Origin of the sequence: Hymenobacter sp. YC55 (genome assembly GCF_029433095.1) — a bacterium.
GTDB lineage: Bacteria > Bacteroidota > Bacteroidia > Cytophagales > Hymenobacteraceae > Hymenobacter.
This window is the reverse complement of sequence record NZ_JARNTX010000001.1, coordinates 2,381,847-2,407,505: the sequence shown is the minus strand read 5'-3', so window position 1 is coordinate 2,407,505 and position 25,659 is coordinate 2,381,847. Positions and strand designations below refer to the sequence as shown.

19 protein-coding genes are annotated in these 25,659 nt (G+C 57.1%); 7 read left to right on the top strand and 12 right to left on the bottom strand.

Annotated features, from left to right (window positions below):
* Nucleotides 1-63: 63 nt before the first annotated feature.
* Nucleotides 64-921, bottom strand: a complete 858-nt coding sequence (locus P1X16_RS10190; RefSeq protein WP_277228332.1) for a helix-turn-helix domain-containing protein — start codon at nt 919-921, stop codon at nt 64-66.
* A 404-nt stretch (nt 922-1,325) separates the two neighbouring features.
* On the opposite strand from P1X16_RS10190, the gene P1X16_RS10185 reads away from it, so the two are divergent.
* A complete protein-coding gene (locus P1X16_RS10185) occupies nt 1,326-2,243 on the top strand; it encodes an SDR family oxidoreductase (protein WP_277228329.1) in 918 nt (305 codons plus the stop codon).
* A gap of 69 nt (nt 2,244-2,312) precedes the next feature.
* Entirely contained in the window at nt 2,313-3,560 is a 1,248-nt protein-coding gene (locus P1X16_RS10180; RefSeq protein ID WP_277228325.1) for a putative sensor domain DACNV-containing protein, read from the top strand.
* 272 nt (nt 3,561-3,832) lie between these two features.
* Here P1X16_RS10180 and leuS read toward each other — a convergent pair whose 3' ends face one another.
* On the bottom strand, nt 3,833-6,616 hold the full coding sequence (leuS, locus tag P1X16_RS10175; RefSeq protein ID WP_277228322.1) for a leucine--tRNA ligase: 2,784 nt from the start codon (nt 6,614-6,616) through the stop codon (nt 3,833-3,835).
* A gap of 277 nt (nt 6,617-6,893) precedes the next feature.
* On the opposite strand from leuS, the gene P1X16_RS10170 reads away from it, so the two are divergent.
* A complete protein-coding gene (locus P1X16_RS10170; protein WP_277228318.1) occupies nt 6,894-10,418 on the top strand; it encodes a PAS domain-containing protein in 3,525 nt (1,174 codons plus the stop codon).
* 80 nt (nt 10,419-10,498) lie between these two features.
* Nucleotides 10,499-10,915, top strand: coding sequence for a response regulator (locus P1X16_RS10165; protein ID WP_277228315.1), 417 nt, complete (start codon nt 10,499-10,501; stop codon nt 10,913-10,915).
* A gap of 292 nt (nt 10,916-11,207) precedes the next feature.
* On the opposite strand, the gene P1X16_RS10160 is transcribed toward P1X16_RS10165, so the two are convergent.
* A complete protein-coding gene (locus tag P1X16_RS10160) occupies nt 11,208-12,986 on the bottom strand; it encodes an ATP-binding protein (RefSeq protein WP_277228313.1) in 1,779 nt (592 codons plus the stop codon).
* 215 nt (nt 12,987-13,201) lie between these two features.
* Nucleotides 13,202-14,563 (bottom strand): sigma-54 dependent transcriptional regulator, encoded by a 1,362-nt coding sequence (locus tag P1X16_RS10155; protein ID WP_277228312.1) that lies wholly within the window; start codon nt 14,561-14,563, stop codon nt 13,202-13,204.
* A 475-nt stretch (nt 14,564-15,038) separates the two neighbouring features.
* On the opposite strand from P1X16_RS10155, the gene P1X16_RS10150 reads away from it, so the two are divergent.
* The gene (locus P1X16_RS10150) at nt 15,039-15,434 is read left to right on the top strand and encodes a YbbC/YhhH family protein (protein ID WP_277228309.1); all 396 of its coding nucleotides are present in this window, start codon (nt 15,039-15,041) and stop codon (nt 15,432-15,434) included.
* A gap of 5 nt (nt 15,435-15,439) precedes the next feature.
* Here the strand turns inward: P1X16_RS10150 and P1X16_RS10145 are convergent, their stop codons facing one another.
* The 7 genes from P1X16_RS10145 to P1X16_RS10115 form a co-directional block, all read right to left on the bottom strand.
* On the bottom strand, nt 15,440-16,273 hold the full coding sequence (locus P1X16_RS10145) for an ATP-binding cassette domain-containing protein (RefSeq protein WP_277228307.1): 834 nt from the start codon (nt 16,271-16,273) through the stop codon (nt 15,440-15,442).
* A 224-nt stretch (nt 16,274-16,497) separates the two neighbouring features.
* Nucleotides 16,498-17,274, bottom strand: a complete 777-nt coding sequence (locus tag P1X16_RS10140) for a hypothetical protein (RefSeq protein ID WP_277228305.1) — start codon at nt 17,272-17,274, stop codon at nt 16,498-16,500.
* Between the two features lie 195 nt (nt 17,275-17,469).
* Complete coding sequence (locus P1X16_RS10135) at nt 17,470-19,248, bottom strand: OmpA family protein (protein ID WP_277228302.1); 1,779 nt, start codon at nt 19,246-19,248, stop codon at nt 17,470-17,472.
* Between the two features lie 193 nt (nt 19,249-19,441).
* Nucleotides 19,442-19,603: a hypothetical protein gene (locus P1X16_RS10130; RefSeq protein WP_277228299.1), complete on the bottom strand. Its 162-nt coding sequence runs from the start codon at nt 19,601-19,603 to the stop codon at nt 19,442-19,444.
* A gap of 10 nt (nt 19,604-19,613) precedes the next feature.
* Nucleotides 19,614-20,603, bottom strand: coding sequence for a hypothetical protein (locus P1X16_RS10125; RefSeq protein WP_277228297.1), 990 nt, complete (start codon nt 20,601-20,603; stop codon nt 19,614-19,616).
* A 554-nt stretch (nt 20,604-21,157) separates the two neighbouring features.
* Complete coding sequence (locus P1X16_RS10120) at nt 21,158-21,877, bottom strand: spheroidene monooxygenase (protein WP_277228294.1); 720 nt, start codon at nt 21,875-21,877, stop codon at nt 21,158-21,160.
* A gap of 291 nt (nt 21,878-22,168) precedes the next feature.
* Nucleotides 22,169-22,675, bottom strand: a complete 507-nt coding sequence (locus tag P1X16_RS10115) for a pyridoxamine 5'-phosphate oxidase family protein (protein WP_277228291.1) — start codon at nt 22,673-22,675, stop codon at nt 22,169-22,171.
* A gap of 151 nt (nt 22,676-22,826) precedes the next feature.
* Here P1X16_RS10115 and P1X16_RS10110 point away from each other — a divergent pair, with 151 nt between their 5' ends.
* Nucleotides 22,827-23,465, top strand: a complete 639-nt coding sequence (locus P1X16_RS10110) for an acyl carrier protein phosphodiesterase (RefSeq protein WP_277228289.1) — start codon at nt 22,827-22,829, stop codon at nt 23,463-23,465.
* Between the two features lie 53 nt (nt 23,466-23,518).
* Here P1X16_RS10110 and P1X16_RS10105 read toward each other — a convergent pair whose 3' ends face one another.
* Entirely contained in the window at nt 23,519-24,034 is a 516-nt protein-coding gene (locus P1X16_RS10105; protein ID WP_277228286.1) for an FKBP-type peptidyl-prolyl cis-trans isomerase, read from the bottom strand.
* Nucleotides 24,035-24,250: 216 nt separating this feature from the next.
* On the opposite strand from P1X16_RS10105, the gene P1X16_RS10100 reads away from it, so the two are divergent.
* Entirely contained in the window at nt 24,251-25,390 is a 1,140-nt protein-coding gene (locus P1X16_RS10100; RefSeq protein WP_277228283.1) for a hypothetical protein, read from the top strand.
* Nucleotides 25,391-25,659 lie beyond the last annotated feature (269 nt).

Here is a 25,659-nt window from a genome sequence, read left to right as displayed (position 1 = left end):
CAACGTCTGGTCTGCATGCAAGCTGATTTGCTGTCCTCTGAATAACAGTCCTTGAAACGGAGTTTACTCCACTAGCTCGGTGCGTGTGAAGCAGATGGCGTCGCCTTGCAGCAGCTGCATTGATACTTTGGTGGGCGACTGCTGAAGGAAGTGCGTGAAATCGTGAATTAGATGACTTTGGTCGTAGTAGCCGTGCTGTTCTAGCAGAGCCAGCCAATCTTCTTTCTCACTTACTGCGCGCTGTTCCAGTTTGCCGAGCAGCCGGCGAAAGCGCATAAACCGGGACGCTTCTTTCACCGAGAACCCTAAGTATTTCTGGAACCGCAGCTGCCAAGTCCTTTCCGATACTTTGGTGGCAGCTGCCATGACTTTCAAGGGGTTCAGGTGCCGGCTCTCGGCAAGAAGCGGCAACTGAGCCATGAGTTCAGCTTGTGGTTTTTCCAAGGCCCGCAGGTAAGGCAGACTGAAATCAACAATGGCCTGTACCAGGTCGGTGGGGTTGTGAAGCAAGCGGAGCTGCTGCCAGAGCTGCGCGAATGGGCGGTGGGGTAGTAGGTCGTCGGGGTCGGTAAAATCGTCGGTGAGGTGTTCTACCGGAACTTGGAACAGGCGGAAGAACCCTTCGAGCGTGAAGTTTACGGCCAGCACGCGGCCATTTTCCGGCAAGCGGTACTGAAAGGCTTTTTTGAGCGGAGCCGTCACTACTATGCCATCTACCCGATGCACCTGCACGAGGGCGCCGCCCTCGTGCCATATTTCGGCCGTGGGACCGAGGTTGATTAGCATCACAATCTGGAACGTAGGCAGCAGCGTGCGCACGACGGGCGCGGCACCTTCTTCCACCGTCAAGAGCACAAAATACTGGAGCACCTGCTGCAAAGCGCGAGGGGGCACAATGAATTGCTCTTGTAACACACTCATCGGCATTAGCATCTTTAAGGTCAACAAAAGATAGCAGGTGCTAAGCTATTCGATATTCACACAAACCAGAAGCAGCTTACGCAGTTGCTAGCCTGTGCCTAGCGAGGCAAAACACTCAGCGTGACTTTGTGCCCATGAGGCAGACGCTTAGCAATAAACAGGGAAGGACAAGCTCTGTTGCGAGCAACGAAGTTGAACGGCTTATAAAGCAAACAGGAAAGGCTACGGCAAAGCTGTTTCGTTTTCTTACAATTTTCCAGAGAAGAAGGCCGGTAGGTTTGCATCAGTTCTACCAGGCAGGCGGACCAACGCGCTGGTATTCGGATGCTTCTTAAGGGCGAGAATTTGCCAGAAGCAGCGTGTGGGGCCTGCCGTAGCTACGCCACCTTACATTACTTCTTTCCATGGAAAACCTTCCTTCTTCCGCCTCCACTACCTCTGCTGGTCGTTCCGTGCCAACTATTCTGCTAACCGGTGCTACAGGTACTATTGGCACTGAAGTAAGCAAACTGCTGTCAGCCGCAGGTGTCCCGTTCCGCGCCTTGGTTCGTTCCCTACAAGACCCCAAAGCACAGCAACTACAGGCTCTGCCCGGCGCGGAGCTGATAGTCGGCGACTTAAATAAGCCGGAAACAGTGGCGTCGGCTCTGATTGGGGTCGAGCGGGCCTTCCTGCTAACCAACTCTTCCGAGCAAGCGGAAACGCAGCAACTGGCTTTCGTGGATTTGGCCCGGCAAGCAGGTGTGCGCCATCTGGTGAAGCTTTCGCAGTGGGCCGCCGACCGGAATTTGCCGGTGCGGTTTCTGCGCTATCACGCTGTGGTTGAGGAGGCTGTTCGGGCGAGCGGCATGACGTACACTTTCCTAAGGCCCAACCTGTTTATGCAGGGCCTGCTGGCCTTCCGGGATTCTATCAAAACCCAAGGCCAGTTTTTTGCAGCTATCGGCGAGGCCAAAGTAAGCGCTGTGGATGTCCGCGACATAGCCGCAGCCGCCGCTGCTGCCCTCACAGAACCCGGTCACGAAAACAAAATCTACAACCTGACCGGCCCCGAAGCCTTAACTCACGCCCAAATAGCCGCCAAACTCTCCACGGCCCTGGGTAAGCCTGTCCGGTTTCAGGATGTGCCACCGGAGGTGATGCACGCTGCCCTATTGGGGGTAGGGTTTCCGGTCTGGCAAGCCGATGGGTTACTGGAAGACTACGCCCATTATTCCCGCGAGGAAGCCGCCACCGTGACCAACGGCGTGCAAGAAGCCACGGGCCGTGCGCCCCGGCCCTTCGCAACTTTCGCGCACGACTATGCGCCGGCGTTTGCCTGAGGCGTCGGATGGGCTGTCACGCCAATTAAGTGTTGAGTTGTATTTCACGGCATTTTTGATTTCCGCTCGATGGCTACTCATTATTATCCAAGTGATTTAGCGGCAGCGCTGCAGCAACGCTGGCCCGAAACCGTGGCCATCAGCGCGCCGCTGCCCGAGCAACAGGTGCTAACGCAGCTGATTTCCACGCTCTACCAAGCGAGTATGCTGCAAGAGGAGGGGCGTCCGGTGGAGTGCCACGTAGTTTTTGCCCCGGCCCACCAACTAGAAGCCCACCCCGCAGCCGTGACGGGTTTTCATCTGATGACGTTCGACCCGCCGCGCGCCTGCAACGAGCAGGAAATTCGGCGACTGAGTCCGGCGGTGCAGCGGCAGTCGAGCTTGCTGGCTGTGAGCCTAGCAGCCGATGGTAATTTGCAATTGTGGGGCATGCTGTTCACTCACCACGAGTGGGACCGATTAGAGGAAACCCCGCGCTTGTCGTCGGCTAGTCCGCCATTGGCGCTGATGGTGCACGTTCGGGGACCTGGCAACCTGGTTTTTTATTGCGGCAACACCCGGGTGCTGACCCTGCAGCACGGCCGCATCGACGGCCACGGCTTCCTGCAGTTTCCCAACGCCTGGGGCCAGGGGCGTTTCAATGAGAACGGCCAGCTGTTGCAGCAAGCGCAAGGTCCATCAGTGGTTACGCCCAAGGAAGAAGAACTAGTTGTGATGCTTTCGCAACACCTACAGCGCCAGGCGCTGGGGCGGGTGCGGGCCCGTGCTCACGGGGGCATGGTGGTACTGGTGCCCACCCACAAAGTGGAGCCGCTAGTAGCGCCCGGCAGCATTTTGCAACCCAAGTACAAAGTGGAGTCCGGGAGCGCCGGGCCCCAGTTCCAGAAGTTGCTATTGGCCATAGTGCGCCGCCTTGGCGAGCTAGGCGAGGTGAGCTGGGCGCATTACTGCCGTTCGCACGATGCCACGTTGCTAGCCCTCGATGCCGAAATAACTCATTTCGCCGATCTGCTCGCCGACTTATCGGCAGTAGATGGTGCGCTGGTGCTAACCAAGCAATTGCAAATCGTGGGGTTTGGCGTCGAAATAAAAGCTTCGCAAACAACCGTTAACAACGTGTACCGGGCCCTAGATGTGGAAGGCAGCAGCCTGCAAACCGTTGCCGCCGACCATGGGGGTACCCGCCACCGCGCGGCGTACCGGCTGTGTTTGGCCGAGCCGGAATGCTTGGCTATTGTGGTGTCGCAGGACGGGGGTGTGCAGTTCGTGCATCAGGAGGCCAGAAAGGTGATTTTCTGGGACCAGCTTTCCTATTGAGCATAACCGATCAGGATACTAGTCGTTCAACATCGAGACGCAGTGTATTGCGTCTCTACAGATTGAAAGCACATTCCATTAATTTTTGGGTAGCGTTATACGAAAAAAGCCCGCTGGATATTCCAGCGGGCTTTTCCTTGCTTGATTATTTAAAAAAGACCGTCATGCTGAGCGGAGCCGAAGCATCTCGCTAGTGTGGTAAATGCCTTACGACCGCAACGATTCGAGCGAGATGCTTCGGCTGCGCTCAGCATGACGGTCTTTTGTAGCGCTTATACCACCACGTTCACCATGCGGCCGGGCACGACGATGACCTTCTTGGCGGTTTTGCCATCGCCGAAGCGGGCCAGGAAGTCGGAGCCTAATACGGCGGCTTCGATGTCGGCGGCGGTGGCGGTGGCAGCAAACTGGAGCTGCTCGCGCACCTTGCCGTTGATGGCTACCGGGTAGTTCACGGTGTCTTCCACCAGGAATTCTTCCTTGAACTCCGGGTACGTAGCCGAGCTGATGCTACCAGCCTCGTGGCCGAGCAGCTGCCATAGCTCCTCCGCCAAGTGCGGCGCGTAAGGCGAAAGGATGACCACCAACGGCTCCAGAATGGCGCGCTTGTGGCATTCGAGGGCCGTTAGCTCGTTCACCGTAATCATTAGGGCACTGACCGTGGTGTTGAAGCTGAACCGCTCGATGTCTTCTTCCACCTTCTTGATGGCCTTGTGCAGCGCCTTCAACTCGGCTGGTGTTGGAGCTTCATCGGTTACGGCAAAGGCACCGTCGGCAGGGTGGTAGAGGCGCCAGAACTTCTTGAGGAAGCCGCCTACACCGCTCATGCCGTTGGTATTCCACGGCTTGAACTGCTCCAGCGGCCCGAGGAACATCTCATAGACCCGCAACGCATCAGCACCGTACTGGCTTACCAGCACGTCAGGGTTGACCACGTTGAACTTGGCTTTCGACATCTTCTCGACTTCCCAACCACTCACGTAGCGGCCATCATCTTCGAGAATGAATTCAGCACTATTGTAGTCAGGGCGCGACTTTTTGAAGGCTTCGGTATCCAGCACATCGTTGTGCACGATGTTCACGTCCACGTGCAGGGCAGTGGTTTGGTGCTGGTCTTTCTTGCCAAGCGTCACGAACGTGTTGGTGCCGTTGATGCGGTACACGAAGTTCGAGCGGCCCAGGATCATGCCTTGGTTGATGAGCTTCTGAAACGGCTCGGGAGCCGATACGAGGCCCAAGTCCTTGAGGAAGAGGTGCCAGAAACGGGAGTAGAGCAAGTGGCCGGTGGCGTGTTCGGCGCCGCCGAGATAAAGGTCCACGTTCTGCCAGTACTTCTCGGCTTCTTCGCCCACGAAACGGTCGGCGTTGTGCGGGTCCATGTAGCGGAGGTAGTACCAGCTAGAGCCGGCCCAGCCGGGCATGGTGCTCAGCTCGTAGTCGTACTGGCCTTTGTACTTCCAGTCTTTGGCGCGGCCAAGCGGCGGCTCACCGGTTTCGGTGGGCTTGTACTCGTCGATTTCGGGCAGCACCAGCGGCAAATCGGCTTCCGCTACGCCGTAGGCTACGCCGTCTTTGTAGTAAATCGGAATTGGTTCGCCCCAATAGCGCTGACGACCGAAAATGGCGTCGCGGATGCGGAAGTTGGTTTTGCCTTTGCCGAGGCCTTTTTCTTCGAGGAAGGCAATGAGCTTGGCGGTGGCTTCTTTGTAGCCGAGCCCGTCGATGATGCCGGAGTTGATGTAGCGGCCTTCCTTGGTGGGGTCGGCTTGCTCGTCGAGGCCTTGCTGCGCGTCGGTTACCTGCACAATGGGCAGGTCGAAGTGCTTGGCAAACAGGTAGTCGCGCTGGTCGCCGGAAGGCACGGCCATGACGGCACCGGTACCATAACCGGCCAATACGTAGTCGGCAATCCAAATCGGCACGGGCTCACCCGACACGGGATTAACGGCGTACGCCCCGGTGAAAGCACCCGATACGGCCTTCACGTCGGCCATCCGGTCGCGCTCCGAGCGGCGCTTGGTGGCGTCGATGTAGTCGGTAATGGTCTGCTGCTGCTCGGGGGTGGTCAGCTCCTTTACCAGCTCATGCTCGGGCGCCAGCACCAGGAAGGTGGCCCCGTAAATGGTATCTACACGGGTAGTGTATACCTTGATTTGGGCACTGGCGTGGTTTTGCACCGGGAACGTCACTTCGGCCCCGATGCTGCGGCCGATCCAGTTGCGCTGCATTTCCTTCACGGCATCGGGCCAGTCGAGCGTGTCGAGGCCCTGGAGCAAACGGTCGGCGTAGGCGGTGATGCGCAGGTTCCACTGGGGCATCAGGCGGCGCTCCACCGGGAAGCCGCCGCGCTCCGACAGGCCATCTTTCACTTCGTCGTTGGAAAGCACCGTGCCCAGGCCGGCGCACCAGTTCACGAAGGTGTCTTGCTGGTAGGCGAGGCGGTAGGGATGCACGGCCGTGAGGCGCTGTTTTTCGCTCATCATCTGCCACTGACCGGCCGTGAAGCTATGGCGCTCCTCGTCGTCGCCGGCCGCCCAGATACCTTCGCTGCCGTTCTCGGCAAACTTGTCGAGCAAGGTTTTGAGGGGCTCGGCGCGGTTGGTGTCGAGGTTGTACCAGCTATTGAACAGCTTCAGGAAAATCCATTGCGTCCACTTGTAGTAGGCCGGGTCGGAGGTGCGGATTTCGCGGCTCCAATCGTAGCTGAACCCCAAGGAGCTAAGCTGCCGGATGTAGGTATCGATGTTCTTTTCGGTGGTAACGGCCGGGTGCTGCCCAGTCTGGATGGCGTACTGCTCGGCGGGCAAGCCAAACGAGTCGAAGCCCATGGGGTGCAGCACGTTGTAGCCGCGCAGCCGCTTGTAGCGCGACACGATGTCGGAGGCAATGTAGCCGAGCGGGTGCCCAACGTGCAGACCCGCGCCGCTGGGGTACGGAAACATGTCCAGCGCGTAGAATTTCGGCTTGTCGGAACTGTTATCCGCCTTAAACGTATGGTGCGCTTGCCAGTGGGCCTGCCACTTCTTCTCGATTTCCTGGGGACTGTAACCGGGCATGAGTTGTTGGTTGTTATTTGCTGGTCGTTGATTGGTAGTTGATTGCCAGATGTTGATGTCCGCATGTGGCTATCAAGCCTCCATCAACAAATAACAAGCAACCGGCAACAATCAACAGGCGGCGAAATTACAGCGAAATGCCGGGAAGGGCTAATTCCAAACACTGAAGCCCACTGCTCGGTTGTATATCTTCATCTCGATATTGCATTTACACCGGTATCTTTCTCGCCCGTACGTCGTCTGCCGAGCCTGTTAGCTGGCTTTCTGTGTTCCCGCTATGCCCGATTCTAGTACCCCGCTGTCCTCCGAATTATCTGCGCCCGACGAGTTGCTACACGTTCTAATGGAGGTGTCTTTGACGGGGTTTATCTTGTTCCGGCCCGTGTACGCACCCGATGGCCAGACCATTACGGACTTAACTTACGTGCGCCTCAACCCGGCCGCCCAGCGGATGCTGCAGCTGCCCGAGCAACCCGAGCAGACGTTTCTGACCTTGTATCCAAACGCGAAGGACGCTGGTATTTTCGATTTCTACCGGTCCAGCTTTGAAACCGGCAAAGCGGGCCGATACAACGTCAACTACCAGCACGATAAACTCGATAATTATTTTCATCTGGCGGCCCAGCGCAGCGGTTCCCTGCTAGTGGTCAGCTTTTCCGACACGGCCGACCAAGACCGGTCGGCCGTAGAGCAGGCGCTTCGCGAAAGCCAGGCTCGTGAGCAAATGGCCCGCGCCGACGCTGAATTGCAGCGCCAGCAGCTGTACAGCATTTTGATGCAGGCCCCGGCCATGATTTGCATTTTCGAAGGGCCGGAGCACGTCTTCAAGCTGGTGAATCCGCTTTATCAGCAACTGGTGGGGGAGCGGCCGTTGCTGGGCATGCCCATTGCGGAAGCCATGCCCGAACTAGCTGGACAGCCCATTTTCGACCTGCTCGACAACGTGTACCGCACGGGCGAAACATTCTATGCCCACGAAATGCTGGTGCAGCTCGACCACGACAACTCTGGCGGCCTGGGCGAGAACTACTACAACTTCATCTATCAGGCCACCCGCAGCCTAGATGGGGCTATTAATGGAATCTTGGTGCTTGCCTACGAAGTAACGGCGCAGGTACGAGCTCGGCGCAGTATCGAGCACAACGAGGCGCAGCTTCAGCGGCTAAACCAGCAGCTAGAAGCCGCCAACCGAGCGCTGATAACTGCGGCCGACAGCGCAGAAGCTGCGCAAGCCGAAGCTGAAGCGCAGCGCCAGCGCCTCTACCATATTTTGGATGAGCTGCCCGCCAGTATTGCCATCTTTCAGGGGCCCGACCATACGTATCAGTTGGTCAATCCGCGTTACCAGCAGCTGTTCCCGGAGCGTACTCTTCAGGGCCGGACTTTCCGTGAAGCCATGCCCGAGCTGGAAGGGCAACAGTTCTTCGAATTGTTTGATCATGTATACCAGACGGGGGAGCCGTTTACCGGTTTTGAGGTCGAAACGTGGGTGGACACCACCAATACCGGCCAGCTCGAGCAGCGCTACTTCAACGTGTTTCTGCAAGCTTTGCGCAATACCGAAGGTGGTGTCAATGGCCTCCTCAACTTTGCCTACGACGTGACCGAACAGGTGCAGGCCCGGCGGCAGGTCGAGCAGAGCCGCCAGCAGGTGGAACAGCTAAACACCGAGTTGGCCAGTGCCAACGAAGAGTTGTCTGCGGCCAATGAAGAAATCAGAGCCACTGTAACCGAATTGCAGCTTACCGAGCAGGCCTTGCTTGAACTCAACTCCGATCTGGAGAACCGCGTGGCAAGGCGGACCCAGGAAGTGCGACAGGCGCAGGAAGAAGCGGAGCGGCAGCGTGCCCGCCTAGAGCGCTTCTTTATGCAAGCGCCCGCTGCTATCTGCGTGTTGGACGGGCCCGACCTGGTCTTTGAATTAGTTAATACGGAGTATCAGCAGCTATTTCCGGGGCGAAAACTGATGGGCAGGCCCATATTGGAGGCCATGCCGGAAATCCGGGACCATGCGGCGTACCAAACACTCCAGCAGGTATACCAAACCGGCGAAACGCACCAAGAGCCGGCGCTGCTTGTTCCCATGCAGCGCTCCACGGATGGGGTTCTGGAAGACCGGTATTTCAACTACATTCAGCAGGCCCGCTACAACGAGCAGGGCCAAATTGATGGGATTCTGGTGTTTGCCTTTGAAGTAACGGAGCAGGTGCTGGACCGCCATCGGGCCGATGCCTTGCAAGCCGAAGTGCTAGCCTCGGCGCAACGCATGGCCGAGGAGCGCGAAACGTTCTACCAAGTATTCGAGCAGACGCCAGCCTGTATCGTGTTGCTGCGCGGCCCGCACCACCGCGTCGAATACTACAACGAAGCCTACCAGCAGCTGTTTCCGGGCCGCCAGATGCGGGGCCGTACCATTGCCGAAATTCAGCCTGATGCGCTTGCCCAGGGGTTTGTGGCGTTGCTCGACAAGGTGTATGACACCGGCGAAACCTTTTATGGCAACGAGCTACGGCTCGTCATCGACCAGCCGGGCGGGCTTCCTCCTAAGGTCAACTACTTCAACTTCACGTACCAAGCCTACCGCGAAAACGGGCAGATAGTGGGCATCTCCGTGTTTGCCTACGAAGTAGGAGAGCAAGTGCGTGCGCGCCAGCAACGCGAGCAGAATCAGCGGCGGCTCCAACTCATTACCGATGCTTTACCCGTACTGATTGGGTACATCGACCAGGAAGAGAAATATCAGTTTGTAAACCAGGGATATAAGGTCTGGTTTAAGCGGGAGCTAGAGGAGTTTCTAGGCCGGTCGGCCCGCGAGGTGCTCGGCGAGAAAGCCTACCGAGGCGTTCAACCATACGTTGCCCGGGCCCTGGCCGGAGAGCGGCTCGATTTCGAAGCGCGGATGCCCTACCGCGACGATTTTATTCGCTACATCCGCACCAGCTACGTGCCCGAAATCGAGGACGGGCAGGTAGTAGGGTTCTATTCTATGGTGGCCGACATCACCGACCAAGTGCTTGGGCGGCAGCAGGTGCAGGAGCTAAACGAGGAGCTGGCTGCCATCAACGAGGAACTGCACGCCGCCAACGAAGAGCTGTTGGATACCAACCAGCAACTCACCCGCACCAACGTCGACCTCGACAACTTCATCTACACCGCTTCGCACGACCTGCGGGCCCCCATTGCCAACATCGAAGGGTTGTTGCACGCCCTCACGCAGCAATTGCCCGAGTCCAGCGCCACCGATACGCAGGTGCTGCCCATCCTACAAATGATGCAAGGATCGGTGGAGCGTTTCCAGAAAACCATCGACCACCTAACCGACGTCACGAAGCTGCAAAAAGAGCACGTGCAGCCCCGCCAAACCGTGGATCTGGCATCTATAGTGGAGGAAGTGCGTTTGGACCTGGCCCCGTTGCTGGAATCAACCAATGCGCAACTCGAAGTGGATTTAGAACAATGCCCCACCATTTCGTTTTCGCAGAAAAACCTGCGTAGCGTAGTCTACAACCTGCTTAGTAACGCCCTCAAGTATCGGCACCCCGGCCGCCAGCCTAAGGTGCGCATACGCTGCCAGCAAACCGAACATTTTGCTGTGCTGGAAGTGCAAGACAATGGCCTCGGGCTTGAGGCCACCCAGCAAGTGCGGCTTTTTGGCATGTTTCAGCGCCTCCACGACCACGTAGAAGGCACCGGTATCGGCCTCTACATGGTCAAGCGCATGGTCGAGAATGCCGGCGGGCATATCCAAGTGGAAAGTCAGCCGGGCGTTGGTTCAACCTTCACTGTCTCTTTTCCCCGTTAAGCACGTATATCGTTCCGTGTGCCGCTCGGCTCGGTTTGTAGTGAGCTGATGATTTCTACTTTCGGTGCAGTTGCTTTTATATGAATAAGCTTCCTAGTATTCTTTTAGTTGATGACGATTCAACAACCAACTTTCTTAACGAGCTATTGCTGAAAAGTTTAGGCGTTGCCGACCAGTTGCTCATTGCCCAGAACGGCCGGGAAGCGCTAACTGCCCTCGATCAATTCTGCGAAAACATCGGCTCTGCCTGCCCCTCCCTGATTCTGCTCGACGTGAACATGCCCGTCATGAACGGCATCGAATTCCTGGAGGCATACGTTCAGCTGCCCCAGGCGCAGCGGCAGGCCATTGTGGTAGTAATGCTCACAACTTCCCTGCATTCCCGCGACCTGGAACGCGTACAGCAACTGCCCATTGCCGGTTTAGTCAACAAGCCTCTCACCAAAGAAAAGGTCGATACTATTCTGCAAATGCACTTCCAGCGGCAGTTAGAGTAAGAAAAGAGTAACTGAGCAGTGGAGTAACTGAGTAAAAATAACGACTGTGTATAATGAACAGTCATGCTGAGCTTGCCGAAGCATCTCGCTAGTGTGGTAAACCAATGGCAACACAATGTCAGCACGCGAGATGCTTCGACTCCGGCTACGCCTGCGCTCAGCATGACGGATAGTTTTACGGGTACGTAGACAATGTCAGCACGCCGGGCCGGATACTCTGACAAGTGGACGGCAGATGAAGCAGGACAAGGCATCTGGCGTTCTTGAGTTACTCCCTTACTCCGCTACTCAGTTACTCTCCCGAAGGGAGCGTGAACAGGAAACGGCTGCCGGTGCCGGGGGCGCTTTCCACCCAAAGGCGGCCGCCTTGGGTGCTGATAAACTCGCGGGAAATGCTTAGGCCGAGGCCGGAACCGCCTTTGTGGCCGGCGGGGTTGGGCACTTCAGCGAAGCGTTGAAAAATTCGCTCGTGGTATTCGGGTGGGATGCCAGGGCCGTAGTCCTGCACGCTCACTTGCAGTTCGTGGCCGGGAAGCTGAGTGGCTTGCACCGTGAGGCGGGCGCCGCGCGGCGAGTAGCGGATGGCGTTGGCGAGCAGGTTGATAAGTACCCAAGTGGTTTTTTCGAGGTCGGCGCGGGCGGCAGGCAGGGTGGGCGGCAGGTTGGTTTCCAGGCATAGCTCTTTATCCTGAAGCTGCGGCTGCACGGTGTCCACGGCATATTCCACCACGTCGGCTAGGGCTACGGAGCGTACATCAAGCTTGATACCCGCTCCGGCATCGAGCCGCGAAACGTCGATGAGTTGGCCCACCATGCCGAGCAGGCGGGTGGTTTCCTCCCGGATGCCGTCGGCGATGCGCAGGCGTTCTTCGGGGTCGGTACGCTCGTCTTGCAGCAGCATCAGGCTCAGGTTGATGCTGGCCAGCGGTGTTTTCAGCTCGTGCGATACGGTAGCTAGGAAGTTGGACTTTATTTCATCCAGCTTCTTGAACTCCGATACGTTGCGCAACGATAAAATGTGCCCCGCAAACTCGGTCTGCCGCAATTCCTTGTTGAACGACACGATATGGCTGGCCGTGAGTCGGTAGTACACGTCCTCGCCCTGCTGCCGAAACGTGAGCAACGGTGGTTGCGCCCCACCATCATCGGACTTAGCAGCTGGCTCCAGCAGCGGCCGGAACAGCGTGTGCAGCAACTCCGATTCGCGGCTGAGGTCTTCGGCCTTGCGGCCCACCAGGTCGGCAGCGGACCGGTCGAGCAGGCGGCGGGCGGTAGGATTGGCTAGTAGTACGCACCCGCTTTCATCGAGCAGCAGCAACCCTTCATCGAGGTGCTCGACCAGGCTTTCCAGGCGGTTGCGCTCGGTGGCCAGGGCTACACGGGTGGCGCTGCGCTGGTCTTGCATGTAGCCAAAGGCGCGGTTTAGGGCCAGGGCCACGGCGCCTACTTCGTCGTTTTTGGCAATGGGCACAAGGTTGGTAGGGCCGGGGCTAGCTACGTCTTCCACATCGGCGGTGAGGCGGCGCAGAGGCCGCAGCACTTCCCGCGGTAGCCGCACAATTAGCGCCAAGCCAACGGCGGCACTCAGGCTGATAAAGATTAGCACCAGCTGCCGGGCACGCGCGGCGTCGGCGGTTACCCGGTGCGTATCCGCGTTGAAAGAGCGAGTGTTGAGGTCAATGGCGCGGTGAATTTCGGCCTGCAATTGGCGCAGCTTGCGTTGCTGTTGCGCCAACGGGGCCTGCTCGTCCACTAGGGTTTGGTAGTCGGCCAGGTGCTGTGTGAGTGTGTCAACCAGCTCCAGCTCGCCCGACTCGGTGATGTTGGCCGCCTCGCGAGTCAGGGCCCGCCGAAACAACTCTAGCGGCGCGGCAGCCGCGGGTTGTTGCTCTAGCTGTTCCACAGCTTGCAGCATTTGGAGGCCATATTCCACCGAGCTGAAGTTGGCCTGCTGCACCCCGCGCGCTCCGCCTTCCAGCCGCTGAATCGCTTGAAATGCGTACCCGCCCAAGGCTAGCAGCAACACCAACATGGTTAGGATGCTAAGGCGGATTTTGGTTTTTAAGGTCATGGAATGAAAGTAACCCTAGCTTTAAAGTGGCGTTCGGCCGAACAAGTGTACGTTAAGTGACTTTACCTAACACGTTAATGGAACGTCATGCTGAGCGCAGCCGAAGCATCTCGCCCGAATCGTTGAGTTAGCACCACAACGTCAGCACGCGAGATGCTTCGACTGCGCTCAGCATGACACACGTAGATAGAGCTATGTCGGGCGTTGACTGTGCATTACAACCCGTACTCCTGCACTTTGCGGTAGAGGGTAGTGAGGCCGATGCCGAGCTGGCGGGCGGCTTCGGTTTTATTGCCTTGGGTGCGGTGCAGCAGCAGTTGAATGTGGCGGGCTTCTAGGGTGCGGAGGCTGTTGTCGTCGGGGTTGGCGTCGGTGAGGCTGAGCGGGGCGGCGGGGGCGTGGAACTCGTCGGGGAGGTAGGCGGCGGCCAGAGGCTGGTCGGCGGGGGCGAGGATGGCGGCGCGTTCCAGCACGTTTTTCAGTTCGCGCACATTGCCGGGCCAGGGGTATTGCTGCAGCAGGCGCAAACACTCCGTATCGAGGCCGGGGAGGCGCTTACAGAGCTTGGCGGCAAAGTATTGCAGGAAGTAGTCGGCCAGGGCGGGCACGTCGGCGGGCCGGTCTTTGAGCGGCGGCACGTTGATGGTAAACACCGACAGCCGGTAGTACAAATCGGGGCGGAAACGGCCTTCGGCGGCTTCCTGCTTGAGGTTGCGGTTGGTGGCCGCTACCAGGCGCACGTTCACGTTGGTGGGCTTGGTGTCGCCGAGCTTGGTGAACTGCTGCAACTCCAGCACCCGCAGGAACTTGGCTTGCACGTTCAGCTCCAACTCCCCGATTTCATCCAGAAACAAGGTGCCGCCGTTGGCTTCTTCCAGCAAGCCTTTCTTATCGGCCAGTGCCCCCGTAAACGCACCTTTCTTGTAGCCAAACAGCTCCGATTCCAGCAATTCCCGCGGAAACGCGCTGCAATTCACCGCCACAAAGGCCTTCGCCCGGCGCGGACTCGCCTCGTGGATGGCCTGCGCAAACAACTCCTTGCCCGACCCCGTGGGGCCTTCCAGCAGCACGGTGCTATCCGTCACGGCCACCTGCTCGCCCATGATTTGCGCCCGCCGCAGCGCCCCCGATGAGCCAATCATGGAGCTGAAGCTGTGTCGCTGGCCCATCTTGCGCTCCAGCTCAGCCACGCGGCGGCGCAGGCGGGACTTTTCAGCGGCGCGGTCTACTACCACCACCAGTTGCTGCTCGAAGTCGCCTTTGGTGAGGTAGTCGAAAGCGCCTTGCTTCATGGCCTTCACGCCGTCGGGGATGGTGCCGAAGGCAGTGAGCAGGATGACTTCCATATCCGGCGCTTTGGCCTTGAGGCGCGGCAGCAGCTCGACGCCGTTGGCATCCGGCAGCTTCACGTCGGACACCACTACCAGCACGTCGGCGGCGTGCTGCTCCAGCAATTCCAACCCGCGCCGCGCATCGGGCGCTTGCAGAATCGTGTAGCCTTCCAGCTCCAGTACCCGCGCCAAAAGCTGGCGCAAGCGCGGTTCGTCGTCAATGAGTAAGAGTGTTCCGGAAGGCATTATTAAGAAAAAAGGAATTGCTGAGTTGAAGAATGATGAGCTTGGGTATCTATTTTTAAGCAAGATTATCTGCTAACACCAATTTTTACAAAGTCAACCTGATGAGCGGAGAGAGCAACATAGTAGAATGCTGCACACATGGCAACAGATACCCTGCTTATGTTTGCCAGCACTTGAATACACACAATCCAGTCGGCTTCTGGGAACCGTTCGATTCTGACCCAAGCTTAGTTTATACCAACGATGAGCTCAACGCTTGGTGCGACGCTTGCGACGAAGTCTTAATTCGAGTAGGTGAATGGAATGAAGAGTCTGAAGCTTTTGCAAAAATTAAGCTAGTCTGTGATTCATGTTATTTCGAAATAAAGCAACTGAATCTAGGCTATAGGGCTGATTAGTATAAGGGGGTATTACTAGTATTCAAATGTTGAATCAATACCTATTTTGTATCGATACTAATTATATTAAGCTGTAAATGCGGGTTACAACAGAATTGATTTGTGGGATGTGCTTAATTGTATCGAGTACAATAGCCTGCGCCCAAAGAAAAGAAACCCATGTGATGCTCGGACGTCAGTTGGCGGTTCAAGCGCTACAAGAAGCATTAAAAAATCCATTAAAGCCTGTTGCTGAACAGAGCAAGAGCAAGCCGCTGCCCGATAGTATATCTGCTCTGCGTGCAGCTGAGCCGATTTTATTTCATGCCTATGGGAAGCAGCAGGTTCTTGAACAAAAGCCGTACGAGGTTTATCTTGTTAATCAATATTGGGTAATCATAGGAACGTTGTCTGAGAATGTAGACGGCGGTACATTTCGTATTATTTTAGATTCTAGAAATAGTCAGATAGTTGAACTAACTCACGGTAAATAATCTGCTTAAGCCCTTCCTCGAATCTCGCTTTTAATCTCCTCCACGAACTGCGCGAATTCGGGTTCGGCTTCTACGTTGGGGTGCCAGGCCAATCCCATTTCAGCTAGGTTATACTGGTGTTGTTGAGTGATGGTGGCGCCGGGGATGAGCTGGCCGGCGGCGTCCCGCTCGTAGCCGAGCAGCCACAGCCGGTCGGCGAGGGCGGTGGTGGTGGCAATGTCGTGGGAGACGATGACGACAGTGTTAAGCTCGTTCATGGTCGTGACTTCGAGGATGATTTTCTTGACCTCGTCGATCATAGCTACGTCGAGGCCGGAGAAGGGCTCGTCGAGGAGGATGAGGTGCTCGGAGCAGAGCAGCTGTTGGGCAATGGCGGCGCGCTGGCGCTGGCCACCGGAGAGGTGGGCGGGGTACTTTTTGCGGTGCGGCGTGAGGCAAAATCGGTCCAGATACGACGCTACCTGGCGTTGGGCTTCGTCGGGGTCGTACTTGCGGAGGGCGGCCACCAGCAGGTTGTCGTGCAGGGTGCGGTGGTCGAAGAGGGGGTAGCGCTGCTGCACGAGGCCCACCATGCCCGGTTTCACCGGCAACTGCTCGACGCCCACTTGCACCGTGCCGCTACTCGGGGCCAGCAGTCCGGCCATGATGCGGCACAGCACCGATTTACCGATGCCGGAGCGACCGTAGAACCCGACGACCTGCCCCTGGTTCATGCCCGGCCGCACTACGTCGAGCACCTGCGCATTGATGTCGCGCAGCACGACTTCCCCGTTGAACGTCATGGATACGTTTTGCAGCGTGAGGACTGGTTCTTTGTAGTTGTGCGGGAGAGGAGTCACGGATGGTGAATTTGTGAAGTGGTGAAATTGTGAGGAGAGGATAATCGTACTGAGCTTCTTTGCAGCTGCTATTAATCCTTCCCATCTGTCATCCTGAGCTTGCGAAGGACCTTATACCCGCAGAACAAGCCGTAGTAGCACCTGCCGTTTTACCGAGAAAAGGTCCTTCGCAAGCTCAGGATGACAGATGGAGAGAGGATAGAGGTGGGGGCTCTGTTACCGTTTTAGCGCGCAGTGCTAAGACTTGAATAGGGGAAGAACACGCGGCGCAGGAGCACGAAGAGGTAGTCTTGCAGGGCGCCGACGGCCAGGATAACCAGTTGGATGGACACCACGCCGGCTAGATGCAGGTAGCGGTTTTGCTTGTAGAGTAGTAGGCCAATACCGCCTTCCGACTGGTAGAGCGTCTCGACCAGCGTAATCATGGTCCAGATGATAGCGAAGTTCTGGCGGACTACTTCCAGCATGTCGTCGAGCTTTCCGAGTACAATCACCTCGAAAAAGCTGCGCCATTCGCTCATGCCAAGAGTGCGGGCGTGGTCCATTTCCTCTTGCGTGGTGGTCAGAATCACGCTGGTCATGCCCGTCACGAAGTACACTGTGGCCCCGAACACCAGCACCGAGAGCTTCACTTGGTGGCCCGAGCTAAGCATGAGGGCCATAAAGAAGGTGAGGCCCGTTAAGGTAAGGTAGCGTAGCTTGGTGGCGGCGTAGGCCAGGGGCCGGAAGAACGGCAGCGCCGTGAGGTAGGAGATGAATAGGGCCAGCACCGTTGCCATAGCCACCGCCTGAATGGCTGTTGTCAAGCTGGCCCACAGCTCCTGAATCAAGCCCTGCGTGCTCACCAGGTCCTGGAAGGCAGTCAGTACTTCGCCGAGCGTTGGGAACAGCTTGAGCGGATACAGTAGCCACAGCATCAGCAGCACCAGTACCTGGCAAGCCACCATGGTCAGGAAAACCGACTGGCGCGGTTGGGCATTCGGGATAAATAGATTTTTCATGAGCAGAGAATAAACAAGGAAAGAAGAACGTCATGCTGAGCTTGTCGAAGTATCTCGCGTGCTGACGTTGTGAGGCTAACTGATTATACCACACTAGCGAGATGCTTCGGCTGCGCTCAGCATGACGGGGAGTTTGGCAACGTCAGCACGCGAGATGCTTCGACAAGCTCAGCATGACGTTCTTGTGCCTTCCTTTTAGTTGCCGAGGACCACTTCCACGCGGCGGTTTTTGGCTTTGCCGGTGGGGGTGGCGTTGCTCACCACGGGTTCGGTGGCGCCGTGGGCGTAGACTTGCACGCGGCCTTCGGGGAAAGTACTGCTGCTTTTTTGTTGCAGCCACTCGCGCACGGCCATGGCGCGGTCTTCGGAGAGTTGCTGGTTTTTTTGCGGGTCGCCGACGTTGTCGGTGTGGCCGTGCACGGCTACTTTCAGGTTACCGGCCACTACCAGGTCGTCGAAGAGCTGGTTGAGCTCACGCTCGGCGGCGGGGGTGAAGGAGCTTTGGCCGGTATTGAACTCGATGTTCCAGGCCCGCTTGCTTACGTTGCGGCGGATTTCGTCGTCGGCAAACTTCTGCTGGTCGGCGGGGGCTACGGCTTTGCCTTTGTACTGCGCCTGCATGTTCTTCAGCAAGCTGAGGTCCAGCATCTGGTCGAGGGGGACGTAGCTTGGCAGCTCCTTGGGGTAAAGGCGGCTTTGCACGTCGCCGAAGGTTTTGTAGACGGAGGCGTAGATGTTGGTGCCACCTTCTTCGAGGCCGAACAAGGCCAGGTTGTCGGCGAAGTTGGAGGCCTTGCTACCGCCAAGCTCCACCACTTCACCGGTGCGGTCGGCTTCGCTCACGCCTTTGTAGTACTTCAGCCAGTACGCGCCGTTTTTGTCTTTGTCGGCGTACACGTCGGCCGAAATATCAGCGGCCCGCTTCAGCGCTTCGGGGTGGCTTTTCACTTGGTCGCCGGCCACAGCGAAGGCAGTCATCAGGCCAGCTACTTCCTTCTGGTGGGCATCGTACCAGCGCTTGGTGGTCACCATGATGTTGGGCATCTGGTTGGAGTAGTCTTTGGTGGACACGATGCTAACCAGGCCGCCTTTTTGCTTGGCAATGTTCACGTCGCCGGGCGTCCAGGTGGCTACGGCGTCGGCTACCACGTCGATTTTCACGCCGGTGTTTTTGCCGTTTACCACTTTGGTGCGCTGCTCAGGCTTGCCGACGATGTACTTTTCGGCGGCTACCAGGAAGTCAGAGGCCGACATAAAGTTCACGGCTTCGGGGTCGTAGGTGGTTTCGTCGGGGTTGACTTTGAGGCCGTTGTCGGCGCACCATTTCAGGGCAATGTTTTGGTCACCGTCGCGCAGGTAGCAGGCAATGGTTTTGCCCACGGCCAGCTTGGGGTTGTCGAGCCACTCTTTCGGGCCCATCAGCTTGTCTTCGCCGAACGATTTACCTACCGAGTAAGGGATGATTTGGAGCTGCGTACCGGCTTTTTTAAGTTGTTCCTGCACCGCCGAGAAGCCGGGCAATCCGTCGCCCATGATGCTCACAATCAGGCCCGGCGTGTTGGGGTTGGCGTCGAGGTCAGCGGCGTTCTTCACCAGGTCGGCTTGCATTTTGGCTACGTCGTCCTGGCGTACAATCTGCAGGTCGAGACCGTTGGCGGCCATGGCCGAGCCTTGGGTGGTGCGGGGGCCGCCGTTGGCCAGCATACCGGCCATTTGCGAGTTCCAGGCCATTACTTCCCACGTGATGGGCGTGCCCTTTTCGGCGGGCGTGGTGCCGGGCAAGGCCGCCAGCGGCACCGCAATGTTGGCCCGGTTGCCGTTGCTGGCGGCGGTGGGCAGCTCAATGGAGTTGAGCAGCACCGACTGCGTGTCGGCTTTCTTGAACACAGCACCACTGGAAACCACCTTGTTGATGCCGAAATAGAGGGCCACTACGATGAGCAGGCCAATTACAATTTTACCGCGAGTAGTCATGATATGGAAGAAGCTAGAAGTCAGGAGTTAGGAGGTAAGCGGGTGTAGCACCTTTTTAATTAGGTCGTCATGCTGAGCGGAGCTGCAGGCAAAGTCGAAGCATCTCGCTGGTGTGGTAACCTCATTTAGTGCTCCGGCATCAGCACGCGAGATGCTTCGGCAAGCTCAGCATGACCGTTCCTTTTTAACTTTATTAGAATTGGGGAAAAGTGGGACGCCACGCTGCTACGGGGGCTGCTTTAGATGCTGTGGCGAAGACAAGCTGCGTGTGAGGCGCCACCGTGGGCGCGGAGCGAAGCTGGCTGAGGGGCGCTACGGGGAAGAAGGTATTCAGGCCCGCTAGCACCAGGGTCATTAGCAAAAAGCTAGTCAAGCAGGCTAGAATAGGCATCATTGGAGGCTTTGCGGATTTGGTTGGGTGACTGTGGGGCTTGGGGCTTTTCGTCCATGATGGCGCTGAACTCGCCTTTCTGGTACATGCCGAGCAGGCGCTGGCCTTTCTCGCTCATGACGCCGTTCTGGATGTCCATTTCCTTGACGAACTCCTGCGAGTAGCGCATGGCTTGCTTGATCTGGCCGAGCTGCGCGGCCATGTCCTGCGCCACTCGGTCGGTGGCGAGGTCGAAGAAGTACTTCTTGTCGGGGTCGCCGCGCAGGATGTTCATGGCGGCCCGCATACCGGAGCTGGTGCGCTTCACCAGGGCGTATTCGTCTTTCAGCAACCCGACCTTGAACTTGCTGTTGTCGATTTGGCGCAGGGCGGCTTTCAGGATCTGGCGCATCACCAAACTCACGTTGGCCGTGGTGGTGAGCATGGGCGTGAGGCGCTGGTTGTAGTCCTGGAGTTGGGCGGCGCGGGAGGCGTAGCTGTCGGCGGCGTCTTTTTCGCCCTGGCGGGTAGCCGAGGCAGCCAAGGCCAGGTACTCCTGCATCTGGTTCTGATTGTCGGTCAGCTTGCGCTTCACCAGTTCATGAGCGCCTTCGATGTGGCCGACCTCACCCTCCATGTTGCGGGCTTCCTTCTCGGTGTTCCGGATGTAGTCTTCCATGATACCGATAGGGTCGGTATTGACGAAGATGCCCGCCGCCGTACGGAAGATGCGCTGCCCGGCGTACCAGAGACCCGCCTTAATCCGCTTGTTGGTAACCAGCAGAAACAGGGCAAACAGCACCCCAAGCCCAATCCCGAGCTTCACGGTGTCGAACACAATGTCGACGAGATAGGGCACGATGACGCCCCAACTGTACACGCCGGCCCCTACAAGGCCAGCCAGAAAGACCCACCCCGCCACTTTTTCGGGCTGCTGCCACTTCGGCAAGTCGGTGGGTTGGTCGGTAGGTAGTAGAGTGTTCATGGGAGTGTTGGTGAATTGGTGATGGATGCCAGAATCCAAGACCAATGCCGCGTCCCATTTTCTCTGATTTTATTTAGTTAAATATTTGATAACAAGTGTTATAAAATAAATTAGCCTTCGAATCTAACATTCGAAGGCTCAGTAAACCCTACCAAAACGGTAGGGTGGTTTTCCAGAACGGAGGGGTAGAAGAGGAATACAGAAGTATTTCTCAGTACACCATACCCCACCTTTTGTGGCTAAAAAAGCTAGTTCCCTCCTCAGCCGAGGAGGGGCCAGGGGTGGTTGATATTCGTTGCTGACATTGTAATAGTATTGTCATGCTGAGCGGAGTCGAAGCATCTCGCGTGCTGACGTTGTGGTGCTAGCTCAACGATTCGGGCGAGATGCTTCGACTCCGCTCAGCATGACGTTCCGCTAGGGCTGCTCTGGCGTCAGTCACCCCCCCAAACCCATCCTCGGCTGAGAAGGGAAACTAGTTCTCTAACTTTCTAGCTCTAAAGTGCCTCATGGTAAGGCGAAATAGTTGGTAATCAATAAGAAGGATGGTCTGTTTAAACTGGTGGCGTTGCTTCCAGAACTTCCAGCGGGTTAATGCCGTCCAATGTTCCTTCGCTGCGCAGGACCTGGAAGCGGGCGAAGAGTTCTTCGCCGTACCAGTTTTCCTGGCGGGTTAGCTTGATGACTTCGCGGTGGGTAGCGTCGCGGTAGGCGTATTGCTGCATCTTTCGGGCGGATTCCCACACGCTGAACGTGGCTTGCCGGATGATGGGCAACTCGCCGAGGCCGATGGCTGCGCGCACCCCATCGGCGTGGGCTACGGCGGCGCTGGTGGGGGCTACGTATTGCCAAAAGCGCCAGGTTTTCTGCCACCGGATAGAGGCGCGGGTTAGCACGGCCACGGGGGCATCGTCGGGCACGGTAGTTTCCGAGGTAGGATAGTTGAACGGGTTGACTCCGTCCCAAAAGCCGTGCGACTTCAAAGGCAATAAATCCACTGCCCACATTTCGGTGCTTCGCTGGCGATACTCTTGCCAGAGCGGGTGTGAGGCAAAGAAGGCGGCTGCGGCCTCTGCGGATTCCCAAACGGCCAAGAAGCCGTAGCGGTGCAGATTGGGCCACAACCCGAAACCGTTGTCCGCCCCACTGCCCGCTAGCTTAAAAAATAGCAGACCCGTCACCCGCTGCAACTGCGGCGGCGAGGTGCCCATTTGGGCCAGTCCCCACCGCTTCTGATTGGGGCGGAGCGTAAATAGAGTAACAGTGGTAAGCAAGTAAAGCAGCGTTAAGGTAACGTAAGCCTAGAGGTAAAAGCCTGTTCTAAACAATCAAGGCAAGGTAGCATGGGGCGCAACAGTATAGTTTAGCCTGCACTATGCATGTCACTAATCAACAATAAAGGGGCGGAATTGCTTCCGCCCCTTCGTAGATAGCTCAGAAAGACATTAGGGTATTGGTTGTTTGGGTAGCTAAACGAAACGCTGCTTAGCTAGCATCGGCCCGACTGTCGAACGTAAATCGTGCAGGGGCTAGCTCAGCAGCGCTTCGCGGTAAGGGTAGGTTTACTAGGGTTTTACTTGTGCGTGCTCGTCGCCGGTGGGTTGGTAACGCTCGCCAGTGGTTACGGCTTTCACGTAGCCAAAGGCCCGTACCAGTACGTTGCTTGGCTGGTCCCAATACTCGCCCCGCACGATGTTGATGCGCAATAAGGCAATGTTAGGATCTTCGGGGCCTTTTGGGAACCAAGCCCGCAAGCCTTCCGACCAGTATTTCTTGATAAGCTCGGAGTTGGTGGTAACTGTTGCGGTGCCGGAAACCGACACGTACAGGTTATCATTGGGCTTGGAGTAGTTTAAGCTTACGTGCTGGTCTTCTTTGACCTCGTAAATCTTAGCGGAGTCCTTTTCGGTGTAAAACCACAGCGTGCCGTCGTTTTCCGGCTCTTGGGTGTACATAGGACGGCTGTGGAGGGTGCCATCTTGCTCGGCAGTAGTCAGCATGGCAATCTTGATGTCCTTGATGCGCTTGATCAGCTCAGTTACATCGTGACTAACGGCAACTTGCTCGGCCATAATTTCAGGGTTTTGGTAGTGTAGGTTGGAGCTTAGGGATACGGCTCTGCTCCGCGAAGGTTATTTTGGTAGCCGATTGTTGGCTGTTGCTTGTTAATGGCAGCGGGTAAGCAAGCCGTTCACCTTCAACCACCAATCAGAGAAACTTCCTATGAACTTCCTGGCCCACTTGCTGCTCTCCGGTTCGCCCGCCACTACACCTGACTACGCCGACATAGTAGTCGGTAATTTCGCGGCCGAAGCCGTGCGGGGCCGCGCTGCTCTGGAAGCATATCCGGCGGCGGTGCAGCGCGGCATCCGCCTGCACCGGTTCATCGACTCGTTTACCGATGCCCACCCACTCGTGCGCCGCACCACGGCCCGCCTGCGTGCCGCTGGCCTCGGCAAATGGGCCGGCGTCGTCTCCGATGTCGGTTTTGACCACCTGCTGGCCCGCGACTTCTCGCGTTACCACCACGACCCCACCGAGCCGCTGGCAGCCTTTGCCGAACGCCACTACTCCTTGCTCCATGCCCGCCGGCAGGAGCTACCGGAGCGCCTGCAGCAAACCCTCCACTACATGCGCCGCGACAATTGGCTTAGCGCCTACGCGCACCCCTATGGTCTGGAGCGTGCACTGTTAGGGCTGAGCCGCCGTGCGCCCTCGGGTGCTGTGCTGGCTACGGGCGCCGCTGCGTTTCTGGCCGAACTGCCCGCTTATGAGGCTGATTTTCGGGAGTTCTGGCCGGAGTTGCAGGAAGCAGTCCAAGCAGAGAGTAGCGACAGTAGGCTAAAAAGTACAATGCAGTAACAAAAAAACGGGGCCATACAGCCCCGTTTTCATTATCAATAAGAAGCACTAGCCTAATGCGCGTGCCCGCCTTCGCCGTGCACGTGGCCGTGGTCTAGCTCTTCTTGGGTGGCTTCGCGCACCTCGGCTACTTTGCCGTCGAAGTGCATTACCATACCGGCTAGCGGGTGGTTGAAGTCCATTTTCACGCTGTCGGGGCCGATGTCTACCACCTTGCCTTGCATGTGGTGGCCTTGGTTGTCGGCCATAGGCAAGAAGTTGCCGACTTGCAGCATTTCCTGGTCCACTTGGCCGTCGATTTCAAATACGTTTTTCGGGATGTCGACTACGGCTTGCTCGTCGTATTCGCCGTAGGCTTGCTCGGGAGTCAGGGAGAAGGCAAACGAGTCGCCGGCCTGCTTGCCATCGAGTTGGCGCTCGAACTCTTCCGGTAAGCCGCTCTGGCCGAATAGGAACACCATGGGCGCATCGGCTTCGGCTGATTCTACGAGCACTTTTTGCTGGTTGTCGTCGGTCACGCTCAGATCGTAGGTGATCGTAACGACTTTGTTTTCGCTGATTTGAGCCATACTGCAGGGGACGGGTGAGTCCTGGTGTGGTTGGAAAATGGGGTTCAGACGGCTAGTTACGGAAATGAACGGTAATTCTAGCCTTAAGAGAGTGATACTCGAACCTGAAGGCATGGGTTGTGAGATGTAAAATTTTGGCATCCACTATCAAGCTTATCAGTAGCCCGTTAGGCTTAGTATTGAAATCGTTCTAGTCTGTAGTCTGCCTCGCTTCTTATGAAAACCAACTTCTTCCCGCTGCTCCTAAGTGGCGCTCTGCTGGCTGCCTGCCAGTCCAACACCAACACCGAAACGCCAACCACGCCCGAATTGCCCGCCATGCCCGTCGACTCTACCACCGCGCCCACCGCCACCGATACCATCGCCAAAATCGGTAGCCCCAAGCTGCTGCACACCCTCGACGACGCCCACAACACGCCCGACGGTCTGGCGCTAGCCCCTAATGGCAGCCTTATCCTATCGGTACCCAACCTCGCCGATAATTCCAAGCCGGCGGTGCTGATGGAAATGACTGATTCCGGCCTCAAGCCTTACCTGAGCAACCTGCCCGTTGAACCTACCACCAAGAAAGCGGCGCCCATGGACTTGGCATTTGGCCCCGATGGTAACCTCTACTACGCCGAAAACCAGTACGAAAACAGCAAGGATTTCAAATCCCGGCTGATGCGGGTACGCGTAACGAACGGTAAGCCGGGCGCCGTAGAAACGGTAGTCGACAACTTTGCGCTAGCCAACGCGGTGGTTTGGAAAGGCGACAAAATCTACGTGACCGACAGCCAGTGGGACTTGCCCGACAACGACAAAGGCAGCGCTGTGCTGGCTTTCACGTTAGCCGAACTCAACAAAGGCATCGTGCACCTGAAGCCCAAAACCATGGACCCGCACGTGCTGACCACCTTTACCACCCAAGTCAACGAAACTGGCGTCGACAATGGCGCCGACGGCCTCGACTACGACAGCAAGGGCAACTTCTACACCGGCTCGTTCGGCGACGGTACCTTCTACAAGATGACGATGAAGCCCGACGGCACCCTCGACAAAAAAGAAGTTCTCACCCTCACCGGCAAGAAAATTCCTTGCATCGACGGCCTCATCATCGACCGCAAAACCGACAAAGCCTACCTCTGCAACTCCCGCGAAAATTCAATTGAAGTTGTCAACCTCAAAGACAATTCCGTCACGACCCTTGCCCAAAACGGCGACACCAACGGCACCAACGGCCTCCTCGACCAACCCGCCGAAGTGCTCCTCAAAGGCAACCGCCTCTACATCTCCGACTTCGACAAGCCCGAAAAGAACTTCGTCAACAAGAAGTCCGATGCCCCACACACCATGTCGGTGATTGATCTGCAATAAGTAGCAGACCAGTTCGGTGGTGTTCTGATTGTTCTTTAACTGAAACGCTTGCTTTTCAATCACCTGCTACATGGTGGTTGGAAAGCAGGCGTTTTGATTTACAGGTTACTGCTATGCCTCTGTGTGGGTAGATTAAGAAGTAGAAGTTGATAAGCCCAAACTGGGTATCCTGTGTGATATACTAGGACTGTACATCCTATTGCGTAACATTTGCACCACGTGAACGACGGGGCTATGCAAATTGCTCGAGCACTTGTTCCGTTTGCTGA

Bases quoted from the DNA above. Each gene is read 5' to 3' on its own strand.
- P1X16_RS10185 (WP_277228329.1), top strand. From the start codon at position 1,326: ATGGAAAACCTTCCTTCTTCCGCCTCCACTACCTCTGCTGGTCGTTCC.
- P1X16_RS10115 (WP_277228291.1), bottom strand. From the start codon at position 22,675: ATGGCCGAGCAAGTTGCCGTTAGTCACGATGTAACTGAGCTGATCAAG.
- P1X16_RS10190 (WP_277228332.1), bottom strand. From the start codon at position 921: ATGAGTGTGTTACAAGAGCAATTCATTGTGCCCCCTCGCGCTTTGCAG.
- P1X16_RS10155 (WP_277228312.1), bottom strand. From the start codon at position 14,563: ATGCCTTCCGGAACACTCTTACTCATTGACGACGAACCGCGCTTGCGC.
- P1X16_RS10130 (WP_277228299.1), bottom strand. From the start codon at position 19,603: ATGACCCTGGTGCTAGCGGGCCTGAATACCTTCTTCCCCGTAGCGCCC.
- P1X16_RS10125 (WP_277228297.1), bottom strand. From the start codon at position 20,603: ATGAACACTCTACTACCTACCGACCAACCCACCGACTTGCCGAAGTGG.
- P1X16_RS10165 (WP_277228315.1), top strand. From the start codon at position 10,499: ATGAATAAGCTTCCTAGTATTCTTTTAGTTGATGACGATTCAACAACC.
- leuS (WP_277228322.1), bottom strand. From the start codon at position 6,616: ATGCCCGGTTACAGTCCCCAGGAAATCGAGAAGAAGTGGCAGGCCCAC.
- P1X16_RS10135 (WP_277228302.1), bottom strand. From the start codon at position 19,248: ATGACTACTCGCGGTAAAATTGTAATTGGCCTGCTCATCGTAGTGGCC.
- P1X16_RS10180 (WP_277228325.1), top strand. From the start codon at position 2,313: ATGGCTACTCATTATTATCCAAGTGATTTAGCGGCAGCGCTGCAGCAA.
- P1X16_RS10110 (WP_277228289.1), top strand. From the start codon at position 22,827: ATGAACTTCCTGGCCCACTTGCTGCTCTCCGGTTCGCCCGCCACTACA.
- P1X16_RS10105 (WP_277228286.1), bottom strand. From the start codon at position 24,034: ATGGCTCAAATCAGCGAAAACAAAGTCGTTACGATCACCTACGATCTG.
- P1X16_RS10100 (WP_277228283.1), top strand. From the start codon at position 24,251: ATGAAAACCAACTTCTTCCCGCTGCTCCTAAGTGGCGCTCTGCTGGCT.
- P1X16_RS10150 (WP_277228309.1), top strand. From the start codon at position 15,039: ATGCGGGTTACAACAGAATTGATTTGTGGGATGTGCTTAATTGTATCG.
- P1X16_RS10170 (WP_277228318.1), top strand. From the start codon at position 6,894: ATGCCCGATTCTAGTACCCCGCTGTCCTCCGAATTATCTGCGCCCGAC.
- P1X16_RS10160 (WP_277228313.1), bottom strand. From the start codon at position 12,986: ATGACCTTAAAAACCAAAATCCGCCTTAGCATCCTAACCATGTTGGTG.
- P1X16_RS10140 (WP_277228305.1), bottom strand. From the start codon at position 17,274: ATGAAAAATCTATTTATCCCGAATGCCCAACCGCGCCAGTCGGTTTTC.